We start from the raw sequence: 16907 nt of genomic DNA, 5'->3' as shown, positions 1-16907 counted from the left end.
TGCATTGGGCGGGCCACATCTTAACATTTGAACATTTGAACATCGGCGCCCGCGCCCAGCGCAGGCGCTCCCAGCCAGAATTGTCCAGCCTCATGCAAGAGACTCATCATTACGTCATCGGCGATCTCCAGGGTTGCCTCACCCCGTTCCTGGATCTGCAGCGCCAGCTGCCGCTGAGCGCAGACGCGCAGCTCATCTTCGCCGGCGACCTCATCAACCGCGGCCCGCAATCCCTGCAGACCCTGCGCACCGTCATGCAGATGGGCCAGCGCGCGCAGGCGGTGCTGGGCAACCATGACCTGCACCTGCTGGCGGTGGCCTGCGGCATCCGCCCCGCCCACCGTGACGACACCCTAGCCGAGATCCTCCAGGCTCCCGACCGCGAAGAACTGATCCACTGGCTGCGCCATCGTCCCCTTGCCATCCACGCCCAGGACCACCTGATCGTGCATGCCGGAGTACTGCCGCAATGGGACCTGCAACAGGCGCTGGCGCTGGCCGGTGAGGTGGAAACCATGCTGCGCAGCGACCAGTGGATCGCCTTCCTGCGCCATATGTATGGCAACCAGCCCGACCGCTGGAGCGACGACCTGGTCGGCTACGATCGCCTGCGCTGCATCATCAATGCCTTCACCCGCGTGCGCTTCTGCCAGGCCGACGGGACGATGGATTTTGCGGTGAAGGAAGGCGCGGCAGCGGCGCCGGCAGGCTTGACGCCCTGGTTCGATGTGCCCGGGCGGCGCACCGAGGAAGTGACCGTGGTCTTCGGTCACTGGTCCACGCTGGGATTGGTGATGCGCCCCAATCTGATCGCCCTCGATACCGGTTGCGTCTGGGGCGGCCAGCTCAGTGCGGTGCGACTTGAGGATCGGGCGCTGTTTCAGGTGCAGTGTCCGCAGGCGCGCCGGCCGGGTTGAGCGAGGCCAGCGAATAGCCCAGGCCGGTGGCAATGACTTCACGCGCGCTGCGCGCGAGGTCGCGCCGATGTGCGCCTTCGGTGCTGATGAGCGGCAATTGCTTCAGTTCTGCCGTCATGCCGCGCGCCTTGAGGATGGTGAGGATACTCTCGGCGATGGACATCTCGCCAATGAAGTCAGCCGCTGCATGCAACTGCCCATTGGCGTCCACATAGCGCAGCGCATAGGGCTGCACCGGCGCCTTGGCATCGATGGCGGCCTCGAACAGATTGGCGTGGAACGGCAGCAGCGTGCCTTGCGCAGCCGTGGTGCCTTCCGGGAAGAAGGCGACGTGCTCGTCCTTCTCGATGCTTTCCACCAGGCCCTTGAAGATGCGACGCACATCGCTGGCCTTGCCGCGCGAAATGAAGATGGTGCCGGTCTTGGCGCACAGCCAGCCGATCAGGGGCCAGCTGCGGATTTCCGACTTGGCCACGAAGCGGCAGGGCTGCAATGAATTGACCGCGAAGATATCCAGCCAGCTCACGTGGTTGGACACCAGCAGCGAACGTGGAATCGGCAAGGGACTGTCGATCCTGATCGCGATGCCGCAGATGCGCAGCAGCTTGCGCGACCAGCGCCGGATATGCGCCTCGCGGCCCTGCTGGGACGTGAACGGGAACAGGAAGGCACAGACCGCCATGCCCTTGAAGAGATGCGCGATCAGGCGCAGCAAACGGAAAACGAACATGGCGTAATCAGGTCGTGATCAGGTCGTCGTCGACGGAAAAACGGCTTAAGCGGAAAACAAGATCAAGGTTGCCTGAAAGCAACCATCGATCAAGCAAGAGTCAAGCTGCAGCAATCACCGCTCGAAGGCGATATGCCCCGACACGATGGTGGCCTTGACCACGCCCGGCAGCTCGTAACCCAGGAACGGGGTGTGCTTGCCCTGGCTGGCCAGCGCCGCGCCCTGCACCTTCCACATGGCGTTGGGATCGAACAGGCACAGATCGGCCACGCTGCCCACGGCCAGGTTGCCGGCCTTCAGGCCCGCCACCTTGGCGGCGCGGTGGGTCACCTTGGAGATGGCCTTGGACAGCACTTCCTTGCCCTCGCCTTCGGTCTCCAGCGCCCACTTCAGCGACAGCGACAGCAGCAGCTCCAGGCCGGTGGCGCCCGGCGAAGCTTCGCCGAAGGGCAGCAGCTTCTCGTCGTCATCGACCGGGGTGTGATCCGAGCAGACCGCATCGATGGTGCCATCCAGCAGCGCCGTGCGGATCGCCTCACGGTCACGCTGCGAGCGCAGCGGCGGGGTCATGCGGGCATTGGAATCGAAGAAGCCGATGTCCAGGTCGCACAGGTGGATGTGGTGCACGCCCACATCGCAGGTCACCGGCAGGCCTTCGCTCTTGGCCTGGCGCACCAGCTCCAGCCCGGCGGCCGAGGACATGCGGCAGAGGTGGACACGGGCGCCGGTGGCGCGCATCAGTTCGAACAGGGTGTAGAGCGCAATGGTCTCCGACATCACCGGCACGCCCGACAAGCCCAGGCGCGACGCGGCCGGACCGCTGTGGGCAATGCCCGAGCGGCCCAGGTGCGGATCCTGCGGGCGCAGCCAGACGGTGTAGTTGAAGGTCTTGGCGTATTGCAGCGCCGACAGCAGCACGGTGGTGTCGGTGATCGGCTCTTCGGCCTGCGAGAAGCCAATGCAACCTGCATCGGTCAGCTCGGCCATCTCGGTCAAGGCCTTGCCCTTGAGGCCGGCGGTCAGCGCGCCCAGCGGGTAGACGTGCGCCTGGTTCAGCGAACGGGCGCGGTGCTTGAGCATTTCCACCAGGCCGGGCTCATCCAGCACGGGATCGGTGTCAGGCGGGCAGACCAGGCTGGTCACACCACCCTGGATGGCGGCCTGCATCTCGGATTCCAGCGTGGCCTTGTATTCGTAGCCGGGCTCGCGCAGGCGCGCCGACAGGTCCACCAGGCCAGGGGCGACCACCAGACCGGTGGCGTCGATGGTCTTGTTGGCCACGAAATCGGCCGGGGCCTGGCCCACGCCGACGATCTTGCCGGCGGCCACATACACATCCTGCTGGGCGTCGATGCCGTTGGCCGGGTCGATCAGGCGGCCGTTCTTGATATGCAGTTTCATCAGTTGAATGTCTTTTTAGCGAGTCGTCTTAATTCTTCAAAATTTCCTGCGAGCCAGGCTTCCTTCTTCCTACGGGTCCAGCCTTTCAGTTGTTGCTCTGCCGCCAGTGCCTCTTCTCTTGTCCCGAAGCTTTCGGTCTTCAAGAGCTGAACCGGTAATCGAGTCGACGTGTAGCACCTCAGCGCAGCTGAGTGATGCTGCGCCATCCGCATCTCGATATTGTCCGTATGACCTACGTAATAGCTTCCATCCGAACAGCGCAAAAGATAAACATAGAACGCCATGCTCACCTCTGATTCTGGTCGCGCACACCGGGCGCTGGCTTCGATACGGCCCTGCGGACCTACTCAGCCCGAACGGGCTTAGGTGGAACGGGGACGATCAAACATTGACTCCGTTCGCCCTGAGTAGCCGCGTAGCGGCGTATCGAAGGGCAGGTTCAGAAAACCTTACTCAAATTCAATTGCCAGCCACGATGCTCATGACCGCCATGCGCACCGCAATCCCGAAGGTCACCTGCGGCAGGATCACCGCCTGGGCGCCATCGGCCACGGCCGAGTCGATTTCCACGCCGCGGTTCATCGGGCCGGGGTGCATGACGATGGCGTCCGGCTTGGCCAGGGCCAGGCGTTCCGGGGTCAGGCCGTAGCTCTTGAAGAACTCCTGCGCCGAGGGCAGCAAGGCGCCGCTCATGCGCTCGTTCTGCAGGCGCAGCATGATGATCACGTCCACGTCCTTCAAGCCCTCTTCCATGTTGTGGAAGACGCGCACGCCCATCTGCTCCAGGCCGCTGGGCAGCAAGGTGCGCGGGCCGATGGCGCGCACTTCCGGCACGCCCAGGGTGGTCAGCGCATGGATGTCCGAGCGCGCCACGCGGCTGTGCAGGATGTCGCCCACGATGGCCACGCGCAGGTTGGTGAAATCCTTCTTGTAATGACGGATGGTGTACATGTCCAGGAGACCCTGGGTCGGGTGCGCGTGGCGGCCATCACCGGCGTTGACCACGTGGACATGCGATTGCTTGGTATCGATCAGGTGCTTGGCAATCAGGAAGGGCGCGCCCGATTGCGCGTGGCGCACCACGAACATGTCGGCATGCATGGCCGCCAGGTTGTCGATGGTGTCCAAGAGCGACTCGCCCTTGCTGGTGCTGGAAGCCTGGATGTTGAGGTTGATCACGTCCGCCGAGAGGCGCTTGGAGGCGATCTCGAAGGTGGTGCGCGTGCGCGTGGAGTTCTCGAAGAACAGGTTGAAGACGCTCTTGCCGCGCATCAGCGGCACCTTCTTGACTTCGCGGTCGCCGATGCTGACGAAGGAGGAAGCAGTATCGAGGATGTGCGTGAGGATGGAGCGCGGCAGGCCCTCGATGGTCAGCAGGTGTTGCAGTTCGCCGTTTTTGTTGAGTTGGGGATTAAGCATGGACCACCGTAAGTGAGAAGCGGCCGTCATCGGCGCGTTGCAGTTGCAGGTTTTCTTGTTTGCTCAGTTCGACCGAGGCCGCCACAAAGTCCGCAGCAATGGGCAGCTCGCGGCCGCCGCGATCCACCAGCGCCGCCAGCAGCACGCGCGCCGGGCGGCCATAGTCGAACAGCTCGTTGATGGCCGCGCGCGTGGTGCGGCCGGTGTAGAGCACGTCGTCGACCAGCAGGATGGTGGCGCCCTCGACATCGAAGGGAACCTGGCTGGGCTTCACATCGGCGCGCAGACCCTTCTCGGAAAAGTCATCGCGGTAGAAGGAAACATCGACGAAGCCCAGGCGCTCGGCCAGGCCCAGTTCAGCGGCCAGGCGTTCGGCCAGCCAGGCGCCGCCGGAGTGGATGCCCACCAGCGCAACCTCGGTTGCGCCCTGCAGGCCGGCTTTGATCTGCTGCACCAGGGTCTGGTACAGCGCTTCTGCATCAAGCTGGGAAGGTGTTGTGCTCATGAATGTGCGTCGTCAAAGTATTGCTGCAAAATGATGGCGGCAGCCTGGTCGTCGATCTGTTCGCCGCGCTGGTGCTGGATGACCGCCGAACTGTAGCGTTCATCCACCAGCACGACCTCGACGCCGTAGCGGCCATGCAACTGGTTGGCGAAACGGCGGCAGCGCACGCTCATCTCGTGCTCGGCGCCGTCCGGATGCAGGGGCAGGCCGACCACGCAGCGCGCCGGCTGCCACTCCTGGATCAGGCGCGCGATGGCGGCGAACTTGCCGTCGTTGGTCGCTTCGCTGATCACGGCCAGCGGCTGCGCCTGCTTCAGGCCAGTGTTGCCCACGGCCACGCCGATGCGCTTCAAGCCGAAGTCGAAGGCCAGGATGGTATCCAAGCGCCCCTGCCCTCTCAGGCCCGTCCGGCGTCGCCGGAGAGCATCACCGGGTCGATGCCCAGCAAGGCCAGGGCCGCCGTGAAGCGCTCCTCCACCGGCAGCTCGAAGATGATGGAGGGGTCGGCCTTGACGGTGAGCCAGCCATTGCGGCCGATCTCGCCTTCCAGCTGCCCCGGGCTCCAGCCCGAGCAGCCCAGCGTGACCAGCACGCGATCCGGGCCATTGCCGTGGGCCACCGCTTCGAGCACATCCTTGGAGGTGGTCAGGGCGACCTCATCGGTGACCTGCAGGGTCGATGAGTATTTTTCCGAGGTCGAATGCAGCACGAAGCCGCGCTCCACCTGCACCGGACCGCCGAACATGACCGGCCGGCGATACAGCTCCGGCATGGCGTCAGGGGTATCGGGCTGGATCTCGAGCTTGAGGTTGATGCGGTCGAACAGCACATCCATGGTCATGTCGGTGGGCTTGTTGATGACCACGCCGAGCGCGCCGTTATGGTTGTGTTCGCACAGGTAGACCACGGTGCCGCCGAAGATCGGGTCCAGCATGGACGGCATGGCGATCAGGAAATGATTGGTCAGATCCAGCTCCAGCGGGGGGCGGTCCTCGTCTGCCGCAGCATCGTCGCCTTCGGCGCGCTTGCCGGCGTCGGCCGCAGCTGCCTGGCGGGCGGTGGAGTCAGAATGGAAAGGGTCGAAAGCGCCAAAGGAATCCATGGATTCGTCGAAATCCTCGGCTGAGAAACTGAAGGGAGAATTGCGTCTCTTGGTCATCCCGGCATTTTAGCAGTTTTGGCCGGGATCCCATGTGGCTCATAGGGAAGCGCCCGCAAAGCAGGCCCCGCCGGGCCTGCTTTGCACGCCTTTAGTTGCTTTTCAGCATCTTTTTGACTGCCTGCCGCGCCTGCGCGCCCAGCTCGGCCAGGTCCACACCGGGGATGGCGTCCTCGCGCACCACGGCGCGCCCGCCGACCCACATTGCCTTCAGGAAAGGCCGCCCGCCCGAGGCCACCGGGCCGATGGCCGGGTCATGCAGGCCGAAGTAGCGCGGATCGTCGAGGCGGTACAAGGCAATATCGGCCTGCTGACCGACCTGCAAGCCATCCAGCGCATCCAGCCCCAGCACGCGCGCGCCGCCGGTGGTCCCCCAGCGCACCACGTCTTCCACCGTCGCTGCGTCGGCGCCGCCTTCGAAATGACCTCCGCGGAAAGACGGCGTCGCCTCCTGGCCGCGCCGGGCGCGTTGCATCAGCCAGGCCGCATGGGTCTCGGAGATCATGTCGGCCGCCTCGTTGGAGGCCGCGCCATCCACGCCGATGGAGACCGGCACGCCAGCCGCCTCCAGCGCCCGGATCGGAGCGATGCCGCTGCCCAGCCGACCGTTGCTTTGCGGACAATGGGCAATGCCTGTCCCTGTGCCGCCCAGCAGCTGGATTTCCTCGGCATCGAGCTTGACCAGGTGGGCAAACCACACGTCCCGCCCCAGCCAGCCCACCCGCTCGCAGAATTCCACCGGACGGCAGCCATGCATGGCGTGCGCGCTGTCCTGGTAGCCCACCGTTTCCGACAGGTGACTGTGCAGCCGCAAGCCCATTTCCCGCGCGGCCACCGCCATCTCGCGCAACTCGTCGGGAGCGGCCGAATAGAGTGGCGTGGTCGGCGCCATCACCACCCGCCGCATCGACGCCGGCGCGGGATCATGGAAGCGCCCGGCCAGACCTTGCATGTCGGCGAGGAAGCCATCGAGCGTCTCCGGCCGCAGCGCGCTGGACAATTCCGCTTCCAGCTGCCGCGTGCGGGTGGCGGTGCCCCGGCACAGGACGAAGCGCAGGCCCAGCTGCTGGGCCTCCTCGAAGAGGATCTCCGAGGTATCGAAGGGCATGCCGGGGTAGTAGAGGTAATTGTGATCGGCGATGGTGCCGCAGCCCGAACGCATCAGTTCCACCATGCCGATGCGCGCCGCAAGCCGGAACAGGTCGGCGTCGAAGCTGGCGCGATAGCGATAGGGCGTGGCCGCCAGCCAGGGTGTAAGCGTGGCGTTGATGCCCAGCGGATCGCCCTTGAGCAGCGACTGGAACAGGTGATGATGGGTGTTGACCCAGGCCGGATAGGCCACGCAATGGCTGGCATCGATGAGCTCTTCGCCCGGCAACGCATCGAGCTGGCCGATGGCGGCAATGACGCCATCGCTCACCCGGATGTCGGGGCCGGCGTGGCGCGCGGCGGCGCCGGGCAGGCCGGTCATGATGGCCTGCAGGTTCCTGATCAGAAAAGTACTCATGAAAGTCTGGCTCCCTGGATGAGCATCATCATGCCATCTCGCTCTCATGCCAGCCGGCCAGCATGGCGCGCGAGAGCGCACTCATCAGCCAGAACAGCAGGATGCCGGTCAGCGTGATCAGCAGCAAGGCCGCAAACAGGCGCGGAATATTGAGCTGGAAACCCGCCTGCAGGATCTGGTAGGCCAGCCCCGAGCCAGTGCCGCCGGTGCCCGCCACGAACTCGGCCACTACCGCCCCGATCAGCGCCAGCCCGCTGGAAATGCGCAGCCCGCCGAAGAAGTACGGCAAGGCGCTGGGAATGCGCAGGCGTCGCAAGGTCTGCCAGCGTGTGGCCTTGTTCAGCCGGAACAGGTTGAGCAAGCCCGGATTGACGCTGCGCAGTCCCAGCGTGGTGTTGGAGATGATGGGAAAGAGCGCCATGATGGTGGCGCACACGGTGAGCGCCGCCGTGGTGTCCTTGACCCAGATGATGATCAGCGGGGCGATGGCGACGATGGGGGTGACCTGCAGGATGATCGCATAGGGGAACAGGCTGATCTCGATGAAGCGGCTCTGCACGAACACGAAAGCAATCGCCACACCCAGGACCACCGCCAGCGCGAAGGCCAGGAAGGTGATCTTCAAGGTCACCAGCAGCGACGCCATCAGCATGCTCCAGTCGGCCGCCAGGGTCTTGACGATCAGCGCGGGCGTGGGCACCAGGTAAGGTGGCACCTCCAGCAGCGTACAGACGATCTGCCACATCAGCAGCAGCGCAATGCCGATGATCAACGGCGCCGCCACGCGCCAGAAACCGGGGCGATTGACCAGCGGATCAGTGTTGGGCTTCATGGCCGTCTCCCTGCTGGTTGGCCAGCGTCAGGTAATCGGAAAGGGTCTTGCAGTACTGCATGAACGGCGCCGACATGCGAAAGGCCTCATCACGCGGACCCGGCGCATCGATAGCCACATCGGCAATCACCCGCCCGGGGCGCGCCGCCATCACGATCACCCGCGAGGACAGGAACACCGCTTCATAGATGCTGTGGGTGACGAACACCACCGTCAGGTCCTGCCGGCTCCAGATGTCACGCAGGTCGGCGTCGAGCTTGTTGCGGGTGAATTCATCGAGGGCGCCGAAGGGTTCATCCATCAGCAGCAGATTGGGCGAGGTGGCCAGCGCGCGTGCAATCGAGGCGCGCATCTGCATGCCGCCGGAGAGTTCGCGCGGCAGCACCGCGTGGAAGCTTTCCAGCCCCACCCGCTTCAAGGAGGCGGCGACCCGCGCATCAGCCTGGGCGCGCGGGACGTGGCGCAAGTCCAGCGGCAGGCGCACATTCTGCTCCACCGTAGCCCAAGGCATCAGCGTGGCCTCCTGGAATACCATGGCCAGGGTGCGCTCGGGCGTGCCGACCGTGGCCAGGTTGCCGCCCCACCAGCGGATATGCCCGTGGGACGGCTCTTCCAGCCCGGCAAACATCTTCAGCAAGGTGCTCTTGCCGCAGCCCGAAGGGCCCAGCAGCGAGACGAACTCGCCCCGTCCGATATCGAGCCTGACCTCATCAAGCGCGTGCGTGCCGTTGCGATAGGTCTTCTCCACCCGCTGCGCCGACAGCACCGGGGCCGCTGCCGCGGCGGCGCTCTGCTGCTCCCAGGCGGCGGCCTGCGACATCGCGTGTTCATCTCTGTCCATGGAATCTCCTGGTGGGTTCATGCCGCGGGGTGGAGGCGGAACACTTCGGATTCGCCGTGCTCTTCCAGCAACTGCAGCAGCATGCGGCGCATGATCAGGCCCGGCCGGTCCGAGGCCATGTGGAATTCCTGGCGTCGGCGCACGTCGATGCAGGCATCGGGATCGGTGGCTTCGAGGATCTCGCGGTCTTCCACCAGGATGGGCGCATCCCAGGCGATGAGCTCGGCTTCGGAACACTCTTCTTCGGTGTCGTTGCGATACAGCCATTGCGACAGCATGATGGAACCATCATCGATGGGTGTGGCGCAGTTGTAGATGATGTGATGTCGTCCGCTCTCCGGATAGGTGCAGCCAAAGCGGCGCACGAAGGGCAGGTACCAGCGGTTGAACATGTGGCGCACCGTGGTGTCGGCGGTACTGCCGGTGACGCGATGGCTTGCCGGCACGTTCTTGATGGGTACGCGGGTTTCAGCTTCGAAACCGTAGTCGGTTTCGGCGATCTCGTATTTCTCCGGCTTGGGCTGGTCGTACAGGCCGAAGGTGGCGCGATGTACGTAACTGAAATGCGAATTGTCGAAGGAATTTTCCATCATCCGCAAGGCACTGGTCTCCCAGCGCTCGTAGAACTGGAAGATGCGGCGATAGCCCGGCGCACCCTCTTCGGGAAACTCCGGAATATCGCGCAGCGGTTCTTCCAGCGCCACCCACACGTAACCGTAACGCTCCTTGCAGAAATAGGATTTCACACAGGCCCCCGCCGGCACGCTGCCATCCGCGTTCTGCGGCACGCGCACGCAAGCCCCTTCGCCATTGAAGGTCCAGCCGTGATAGCCGCACACGATGTTGCCGTTCTCCACGAAACCCTTGGACAGCCTGGCCGTACGATGGCAGCAGCGATCCTGCAGCGCGGCGGGCGCGCCGTCTTCCTTCAACCACACCACCAGCTTCTCGCCCAGCAGGGTGAAGGGCTGTGGGCCTTGCCTGAGTTGCGCGATGGGCATGAGCGCGTACCAGAACCTGCGCAAGACTTTTTGTTGGGTTACCAGCATGATGCTGCTCCTTCTGCTTGGACTGCGAACCATGGTCCACAGTGGCGCGGCCGGCGTGCCAACATGGTCGCCTTCGCCGCTATAGGGTGTACTCCGGGGTGTGGGCTGCGCCGGCTCAGGCTGCTGCGACCGCCCCGAAGGTCTGCTTCACCTTCATCTCCAGATAGTCACCGATGGTGCAAGGGGCATAGCGCGCCGGGCGCTCGGCACTGCAACAAGTGGGCAGGCAGGCCACCACGGCGGCCTGGTCGCCATCCTGGAAGAACGGCAGCGAATAACGCGGTGCGTTGCCCACATTGCATACCCGATGCGCATTGCTGTGATAAAGGTCATTGCTCCATCGCTGCAGCAGGTCGCCGATGTTGACCACGAAGCTGCCGGCAATGGGCGGCGCACTCACCCAATCCCCCTCGGCATTGCAGATCTCCAGTCCGCCGATGGCATCCTGCGCGAGGATGGTGACCAGCCCCCAGTCGGTATGCGCACCAGCACCGATCTGGTTATGCTGTGCACTGGCCGGCTGCGGCGGATAGTGCAGCATGCGCTGGGTGGCAATGGGCGTGTGCAGTACCGGCGTGAAGAAATCCTCCGGCATCTCCAGCGACAGGGCGATCACTCCCAGCAGGCGATGCGAGAGCGCGCGTACCGCCTCGTAATACTGGCGTGAATGTGTCTCGAAGCCGGGCAGGTCCTGTGGCCACAGGTTGTGACCGTAGCGCAGCAGGCCGCGCAGCACGTAGGGATGATCGGGCGCGATGTCGAAGCCGAACTGGAATCCTTCCTTCAGGTCGGCCGGCGAGCCTTCATCGAGCGCCTGCGCGCCCATGCGCTCGTAGCCATAACCGGAGGCAGAGTGGCGCATGTCGATGGCCGACTTGCTGGCCTGCGGCAGCGCGAAGAAGCGCCGCGCCCAGTCGAACTGGCCATCGATGAGCGCCTGCGGCACCCCGTGATTGACGAGATAGAAGAAACCCACATCGCGCGAGATCTTGTGGATCTCCCAGGCCAATGCCTCGCGGCGGGCCAGTTCGGGCGAGAAGGCATCGGCGAAATCGATCACCGGAATGCGGCGCGCGGTCATCGGTGGCGTGTAGGGAATCATGGCGTCCTCATGCGAAAGAGCGGGCTACCACCTGCACGCGGCGGCAGCCATCCGGATCTGCAGATCGGCAAGTCAGGGCATGACCTTCATGTCCTTGACGAACTGGGTGGTGTAGGCCTTGTGATAATCGGTGCCCGCCTTGAGCAGGCCGGTGGCCACCATGACCTCATAGGTCTGCTTCCAGCGTTCGTCGGTCATGACACCGATGCCCAGCCTGGCCGCGTCGCCGCCGGTCACCACCTTGAGCTCCTTGAGCTTGCCCAGGGCATAGGCCAGTTGTTCATCACCCATGTTCTTGTTGTCGGCCTTGATGAGGGCATTGCCCGGTGCTGGATCTTCCAGGTAGCTCTTCCAGCCTTCGGCCGTCGCCTTGACGAAGCGCTGCACCAGGTCAGGCTTGGTCGCCACAGTCTTCTGCAGCGTCACGATGGTGGTGCCATAGGGCGGGTAGCCCTCGCTGGCAAAGAGGAAGAACTTGCTCTTCACGCCGGCCTTGTCGGCCTGGAACAGCTCGGAGGAAGGATAGGCCTGCTGCGCGATGTTGGGATCGGCAAAGAAAGGCTGCAGGTTGAAGGTATAGGCCCTGGACTGCGCATCGGTATAGCCATACTTGGCCTTGAGCCACGGCCACCAGCTCGACTGGCCCGAGCCCGCCACCAGGATGGTCTTGTTCTTCAGTCCGCCCAGGCTGGCGACATCGTCATGCGTCATCATCCCCTGCAGATCGGACTGGAAGGAAGTGCCCACCGTCACCAGCGGCAGGCCTTGCTCGACGCCCTTCATCACCGTGAAGTCGTAACCCATGCTGAAGTCGGCCTGCCCCGCTACCAGGATCTGCATGTTGTTGACCTGCGGGCCGCCCATCTTGATGGTCACGTCCATGCCGTATTTCTTGTAGATGCCCTTGGCCACGGCCTGGTAGAAACCGCCGTGCTCGGCCTGCGCATACCAGTTCGACAGCAGCGTGACCTTGTCCTGGGCCTGGGCCAGGCCCGTGATCGACAGCGCGGCCGCGCCCAGCCACAACGCCGCCGCACACCGCAGGAACCTGCGCTTTTGCATCGATTGCTTCTTCATAGCCTTCCTCTCCAGGTGGGTTGAACTTGCACTGACAAATCTCGACGAGGGTGTGAGAGACCTCACAGATCCAGCACCAGCCGCGTACCTGCACAGCGCGATACGCATGGCAGGATGCGCCGCCCGCTGGCGCGCTCGGCGGCCGAGAGCACGCTGTCGCGATGCCAAGGCTGGCCTTCCAGTACGGTGCTCTCGCAACTGCCGCAGAAGCCTTCGCCGCAGGAGGTGCCGATCACCACACCCACTTGCGCTGCCGCAGCCACGATGCTCTGGCCGGGCAGCACCTGGCAGCGCAAGCCGGAACGCTGCAGCACCAGCTCGAACGTGCTGTCTGGCGCCTGCACCGGGCGGGCCGGATCAGCCTCCGCCGCCGGCATGGCCGGTGCGGCAAACCGTTCGAAGTGGATGTCCTGCTCGCGCCAGCCCGCCAGTTGCGCATGGCGACGTGCGGCGTCGATGAAGGGCGAAGGGCCGCACACGTAGAGCGGTGAAGAACGCGGCGCCGCCGCCAGGGCGGCCGCGATGGCGTGCTCGGTCTCGGCGCCATCCAGCCCCAGGTGCAGCGACATGCCTTGCGAACCCGCGGCCAGCTCATGGAAGAAGGCGGCATGCGCCAGGCTGCGCGCAAAGTAGTGCAGACGATGTCGCCTGCCTTGCGTGGCCAGCTCGGCGGCCATCGCATGCAGCGGCGTGATGCCGATGCCGGCGGCCAGCAACAGCGGGGCGCGCACATCGGCGATGAGAGGAAAGGCATTGACGGGAGGCGATGCGCTGATCGTCGTTCCCTCCTGCACCTGCTCATGCAGGAAGGCGGAACCGCCGCGTGAATCGGGCTCGCGCTTGACCGCAATCAGGTAGCAATCACGCTGTTGCGGTGTATTGCAGAGGGAATAGGCGCGCACCAGGCCGTCCTGCAACTGCAGGCGCAGGTGCGCACCCGGAGTCCAGGGCGGCAGCGCAGCGCCGTCCTGGGAGACCAGCTCAAGGAGGCGGATATCCTGCGCCGCCTGGCGCACGGCCCTCACCCGCAACATCAGGGTGGTGGCGGCGCTGCCATTGAAACGGTCGGCGACGGCATTCATCGCGCACCTCGGCCGCTGGCGTCACGAGCAGGATGCTTCAGGAGCGATGCTGCGAAAGATGCTGCGAAAGAGGCCGTGGAAAATGCAGAGCGAGATGCAGAAAGAACTGCAGAAAGAACTGCAGAAAGAAATGCCAATAAAAACGGCGAGGAAAAAAGAGCGGGCGCGCGGGCAATATGCATGGTCTCGTGTCCTGTCGAAAGAAAGGGACCATCGGAGCGTTCCGATGGTGTCACGAGCAATGCCCCGCAAGAAGGTAAGTGTCTTCGTTACCGACTGCTAGCCGCTTCTACTCACTGGCTTGTTTAGCAAACGGCGTGCCAAGACGCGACGCACCGTAAACCCATGTGTTCTTTCTGGACATCAATGAAAAAGGGACGGAAAACTCCGTCCCTTCGCATGCAGGCTGCACATCTTGGTGCGCCCTGCCTTGATCTGTATCAGAAGCGCACCAACACGAAGCTCGCGCAGCTTATCGCATCGGCATCAGGCCACGCCATGCTGCTTGAAGAAGGCCACCACCTTGCTCCAGGCATCCTTGGCATCGGCCTCCACATAGCTGGGACGGTAGTCGGCGTTGAAGGCATGGCCGGAATTCATGTACACATGGAATTCCGATTTGTTGCCCGCCTTCTGCAGCGCTTCCTTCATCTGCTCCACGGTCGAGACCGGGATGCCCTGGTCCTTGCCGCCGTACAGACCGATGACCGGCGTCTTCAGCGTAGGCGCGATATCGATGGGCTGCTGCGGGAACAGCTCGCTCTTCTCGCCCACCAGGCGGCCATACCAGGCCGCACCGGCCTTGACCTTGGGATTGTGGGCGCTGTAGAGCCAGACGATGCGGCCACCCCAGCAGAAGCCATTGATCCCCAGCCGCCGGATATCGCCGCCGTGTTCGCCGGCCCATTTCACGTAGGCGTCGATATCGCCCATCACCTGGGCGTCGGGCACCTTGGAAATGATGTCCTTCTGCAGTTCGGCAATGGAGGTGTAGGCCATGGGATTGCCCTGGCGCACGAAGAAGTCCGGCGCAATGGCCAGATAGCCCAGCTTGGCGAAGCGGCGTGCGATGTCGGCGATGTGCTCATGCACGCCGAAGATCTCGGAGACCACGATGATGACCGGCAAGCCGGTCTTGCGCTCCGGCTGGGCGCGATAGGCCGGCACGCGCTGGCCGTTGACCTCGATGGACACCTCGCCTGCGGTCAGGCCCTGGGTATCGGTCTTGATCATGGTCTGTGCGCACACCGGCAGCACGGCGGCGGCAAAACCGGTGCCCAGGGCGGTCTTGAGGAAGCTGCGGCGGTCAGCATTGCCGGACAGGGTGCTCTGGCCCAGCAGGCTGTTGAAATCATTGCGAAGGTCGTTCATCGGGTTCTCCATCTTGGGGGGCGCTTGGCCTCATTGTGGTGGAAGGACAAAGACAGGACGGATCAGGCCGGCCCATGAAAAAGCGGCCCTGGCAGAACGCTTGGGCCGCTTCTTGCGTCATCCGGACGCGCTCCGACCGATCTCATGCCGGAGTCTAACCGCAATTGCGCCAGCGCGCCGGAGCAGCAGCGCGCTGACGCAGCCCTTCGATTCAGCCCTGCACCGCCAGCACGTTGCCGCCGGCCGGCAGTTCCGGTGCACCGGGCGTCACATCGATGACGCGCTCGACCGCCGCCGGGGCATGGGCCGGCGCGGCTGTATGCCCATGCGCCTGCGCCGCATCCAGGCGGAACACGCTCACCAGCTGCTGCAGCCCGGCCGCCTGCTCCTGCAGCGAGCGCGCCGCCGCTGCGGCCTGCTCGACCAGCGCAGCATTCTGCTGGGTCATGTCATCGATCTGGATGATGGCCTCATTGACCTGTTCGATGCCGCTGCTCTGCTCGCGGTTGGCATGGTTGATCTCGGTCATCACGTCGGTCACGCGGCGGATGCTGGTGACGATGTCGTGCATGGTGCTGCCGGCCTGCTCGACCAGCTTGCTGCCATTCTCGACCTTGCCCACCGAATCACCGATGAGCACCTTGATTTCCTTGGCCGCCGAGGCCGAGCGCTGGGCCAGCGAGCGCACTTCGGAGGCCACCACCGCGAAGCCGCGTCCCTGCTCGCCAGCGCGGGCGGCTTCCACCGCGGCGTTGAGCGCCAGGATATTGGTCTGGAAGGCAATCCCATCGATCACGCTGACGATGTCGGCCACCTTCTGCGACGAGGCATTGATGGACTGCATGGTCTGCACCACCTGCGAGACGATGCTGCCGCCCTGCACCGCCACATCCGAGGCGGCCAGCGCCAGGTCATTGGCCTGGTGGGCGTTTTCAGCGTTCTGCTTGACGGTGGAATTCAACTGCTCCATGGAGGAAGCGGTCTCTTCCAGCGCACCGGCCTGCTGTTCGGTGCGGCCCGAGAGGTCCAGGTTGCCCCGGGCGATTTCCGAGGACGCCGTGGTGATCGTTTCGGACCCCTTGCGCACCTCGGCCACGATGGCCGCGAGCTTGTCGCGCATGACGCGCATGGCGGCCATGAGGCTGTCGTGGTCGCCGGCGCGGGTATCGATGACCACGGCCAGGTCGCCCTCGGCGATCTGGCCGGCGATCTGCACTGCATAGTCAGGCTCGCCGCCGAGCTTGCGCAGCAGGTGACGGGTCAGCCAGAAAGCGGCCAGGACCGCGGTGACCACGCCGATGGCGCTGATGAGCAGCATCAGCATGCGTGCGCGCGAATAGGCCACGGCGCTGGCCTCGGCGGCTTCCTTGTTGAGCTGGTCTTCCAGCGCAGCCAGGGCCTTGAGCTCGACCTGCCAGGATTTCTGCACCGGCAGGTACTGTTCCTTGAGGAATTGCGCCAACTCATAGGCCTCGCGCCGCTTGCCGAACTCCACGGCTTCGTTGATCAGCTTCTCGGCCTTGCTGGCCTGGGCGGCGATCTTGGGCAGGGCCGCCTTTTCTTCATCGCTGGTGTCGCTCGATTCGGCGAAGAGCTGTTGCAGCTTCTGGGCCGCCATCTTGTATTTCAGGGATTGCGCTTCGATGTACTGCGCTTCGATATCCACGTCCTCGGGCGCGGCCGGCAGCATCAGGTTGCGCAGCGAGATGGAACGCTCGCCCACCGTCTCCAGCATTTCCTTGACCAGCGCACTCTCGGGATTCTTGACCTCGACCACATGGGTAAAGCGGCCCTGCACCTGGTGCATGTTGAAGATGCCAAAGCCGGTCACCAGCACCAGCAACAGCACCACCCACGCAAACCCGAGTCCCAGGCGCGTGCCCATCTTCATTCCTGACTTCATGACGTCTCCTCC

Annotated in this window: 17 protein-coding genes; 1 reads left to right on the top strand and 16 read right to left on the bottom strand. The window is 64.3% G+C overall.

Annotation, left to right across the window (positions count from 1 at the left end; genetic code table 11):
- Positions 1-92: 92 nt before the first annotated feature.
- Positions 93-917, top strand: coding sequence for a symmetrical bis(5'-nucleosyl)-tetraphosphatase (locus ACP92_RS02350; protein WP_013232514.1), 825 nt, complete (start codon positions 93-95; stop codon positions 915-917).
- Here ACP92_RS02350 and ACP92_RS02345 read toward each other — a convergent pair.
- The 16 genes from ACP92_RS02345 to ACP92_RS02265 all read right to left on the bottom strand — a co-directional run bounded on the left by ACP92_RS02345 (position 847) and on the right by ACP92_RS02265 (position 16895).
- The gene (locus tag ACP92_RS02345) at positions 847-1647 is read right to left on the bottom strand and encodes a lysophospholipid acyltransferase family protein (protein WP_013232513.1); all 801 of its coding nucleotides are present in this window, start codon (positions 1645-1647) and stop codon (positions 847-849) included. The genes ACP92_RS02350 and ACP92_RS02345 overlap by 71 nt on opposite strands.
- Positions 1648-1761: 114 nt before the next feature.
- Positions 1762-3048: a dihydroorotase gene (locus ACP92_RS02340; RefSeq protein ID WP_013232512.1), complete on the bottom strand. Its 1287-nt coding sequence runs from the start codon at positions 3046-3048 to the stop codon at positions 1762-1764.
- Positions 3048-3332: a GIY-YIG nuclease family protein gene (locus tag ACP92_RS02335; RefSeq protein WP_013232511.1), complete on the bottom strand. Its 285-nt coding sequence runs from the start codon at positions 3330-3332 to the stop codon at positions 3048-3050. The genes ACP92_RS02340 and ACP92_RS02335 overlap by 1 nt, the downstream gene beginning before the upstream one ends.
- A 175-nt stretch (positions 3333-3507) precedes the next feature.
- Positions 3508-4467, bottom strand: coding sequence for an aspartate carbamoyltransferase catalytic subunit (locus ACP92_RS02330; RefSeq protein WP_008334861.1), 960 nt, complete (start codon positions 4465-4467; stop codon positions 3508-3510).
- Entirely contained in the window at positions 4460-4972 is a 513-nt protein-coding gene (gene pyrR / locus ACP92_RS02325) for a bifunctional pyr operon transcriptional regulator/uracil phosphoribosyltransferase PyrR (protein WP_013232510.1), read from the bottom strand. The genes ACP92_RS02330 and pyrR overlap by 8 nt, the downstream gene beginning before the upstream one ends.
- The gene (gene ruvX, locus ACP92_RS02320) at positions 4969-5355 is read right to left on the bottom strand and encodes a Holliday junction resolvase RuvX (RefSeq protein ID WP_013232509.1); all 387 of its coding nucleotides are present in this window, start codon (positions 5353-5355) and stop codon (positions 4969-4971) included. Before ruvX ends, pyrR begins: the two co-directional genes overlap by 4 nt.
- A gap of 14 nt (positions 5356-5369) precedes the next feature.
- A complete protein-coding gene (locus tag ACP92_RS02315; RefSeq protein WP_171941751.1) occupies positions 5370-6131 on the bottom strand; it encodes a YqgE/AlgH family protein in 762 nt (253 codons plus the stop codon).
- A 91-nt stretch (positions 6132-6222) separates the two neighbouring features.
- On the bottom strand, positions 6223-7638 hold the full coding sequence (locus ACP92_RS02310; RefSeq protein WP_013232507.1) for an amidohydrolase family protein: 1416 nt from the start codon (positions 7636-7638) through the stop codon (positions 6223-6225).
- A gap of 28 nt (positions 7639-7666) precedes the next feature.
- Complete coding sequence (locus ACP92_RS02305) at positions 7667-8470, bottom strand: ABC transporter permease (protein ID WP_013232506.1); 804 nt, start codon at positions 8468-8470, stop codon at positions 7667-7669.
- Complete coding sequence (locus tag ACP92_RS02300) at positions 8454-9311, bottom strand: ABC transporter ATP-binding protein (RefSeq protein WP_041310040.1); 858 nt, start codon at positions 9309-9311, stop codon at positions 8454-8456. Before ACP92_RS02300 ends, ACP92_RS02305 begins: the two co-directional genes overlap by 17 nt.
- Before the next feature lie 17 nt (positions 9312-9328).
- Complete coding sequence (locus tag ACP92_RS02295) at positions 9329-10360, bottom strand: aromatic ring-hydroxylating dioxygenase subunit alpha (protein ID WP_013232504.1); 1032 nt, start codon at positions 10358-10360, stop codon at positions 9329-9331.
- Between the two features lie 115 nt (positions 10361-10475).
- Positions 10476-11462 carry an isopenicillin N synthase family dioxygenase gene (locus tag ACP92_RS02290; RefSeq protein ID WP_013232503.1) on the bottom strand — a complete coding sequence of 329 codons (987 nt, stop codon included), beginning with the start codon at positions 11460-11462 and terminating at the stop codon, positions 10476-10478.
- 72 nt (positions 11463-11534) lie between these two features.
- Entirely contained in the window at positions 11535-12524 is a 990-nt protein-coding gene (locus tag ACP92_RS02285; protein WP_013232502.1) for an ABC transporter substrate-binding protein, read from the bottom strand.
- Positions 12525-12601: 77 nt separating this feature from the next.
- Positions 12602-13621: a PDR/VanB family oxidoreductase gene (locus tag ACP92_RS02280; RefSeq protein WP_013232501.1), complete on the bottom strand. Its 1020-nt coding sequence runs from the start codon at positions 13619-13621 to the stop codon at positions 12602-12604.
- A gap of 486 nt (positions 13622-14107) precedes the next feature.
- Positions 14108-14992 (bottom strand): dienelactone hydrolase family protein, encoded by an 885-nt coding sequence (locus ACP92_RS02270; protein ID WP_013232500.1) that lies wholly within the window; start codon positions 14990-14992, stop codon positions 14108-14110.
- Between the two features lie 211 nt (positions 14993-15203).
- Positions 15204-16895 carry a methyl-accepting chemotaxis protein gene (locus ACP92_RS02265; RefSeq protein ID WP_013232499.1) on the bottom strand — a complete coding sequence of 564 codons (1692 nt, stop codon included), beginning with the start codon at positions 16893-16895 and terminating at the stop codon, positions 15204-15206.
- Positions 16896-16907 lie beyond the last annotated feature (12 nt).

It is taken from the genome of Herbaspirillum seropedicae (genome assembly GCF_001040945.1).
Classification (GTDB): domain Bacteria; phylum Pseudomonadota; class Gammaproteobacteria; order Burkholderiales; family Burkholderiaceae_D; genus Herbaspirillum; species Herbaspirillum seropedicae.
This window is presented reverse-complemented; position numbering and strand designations above follow the sequence as displayed.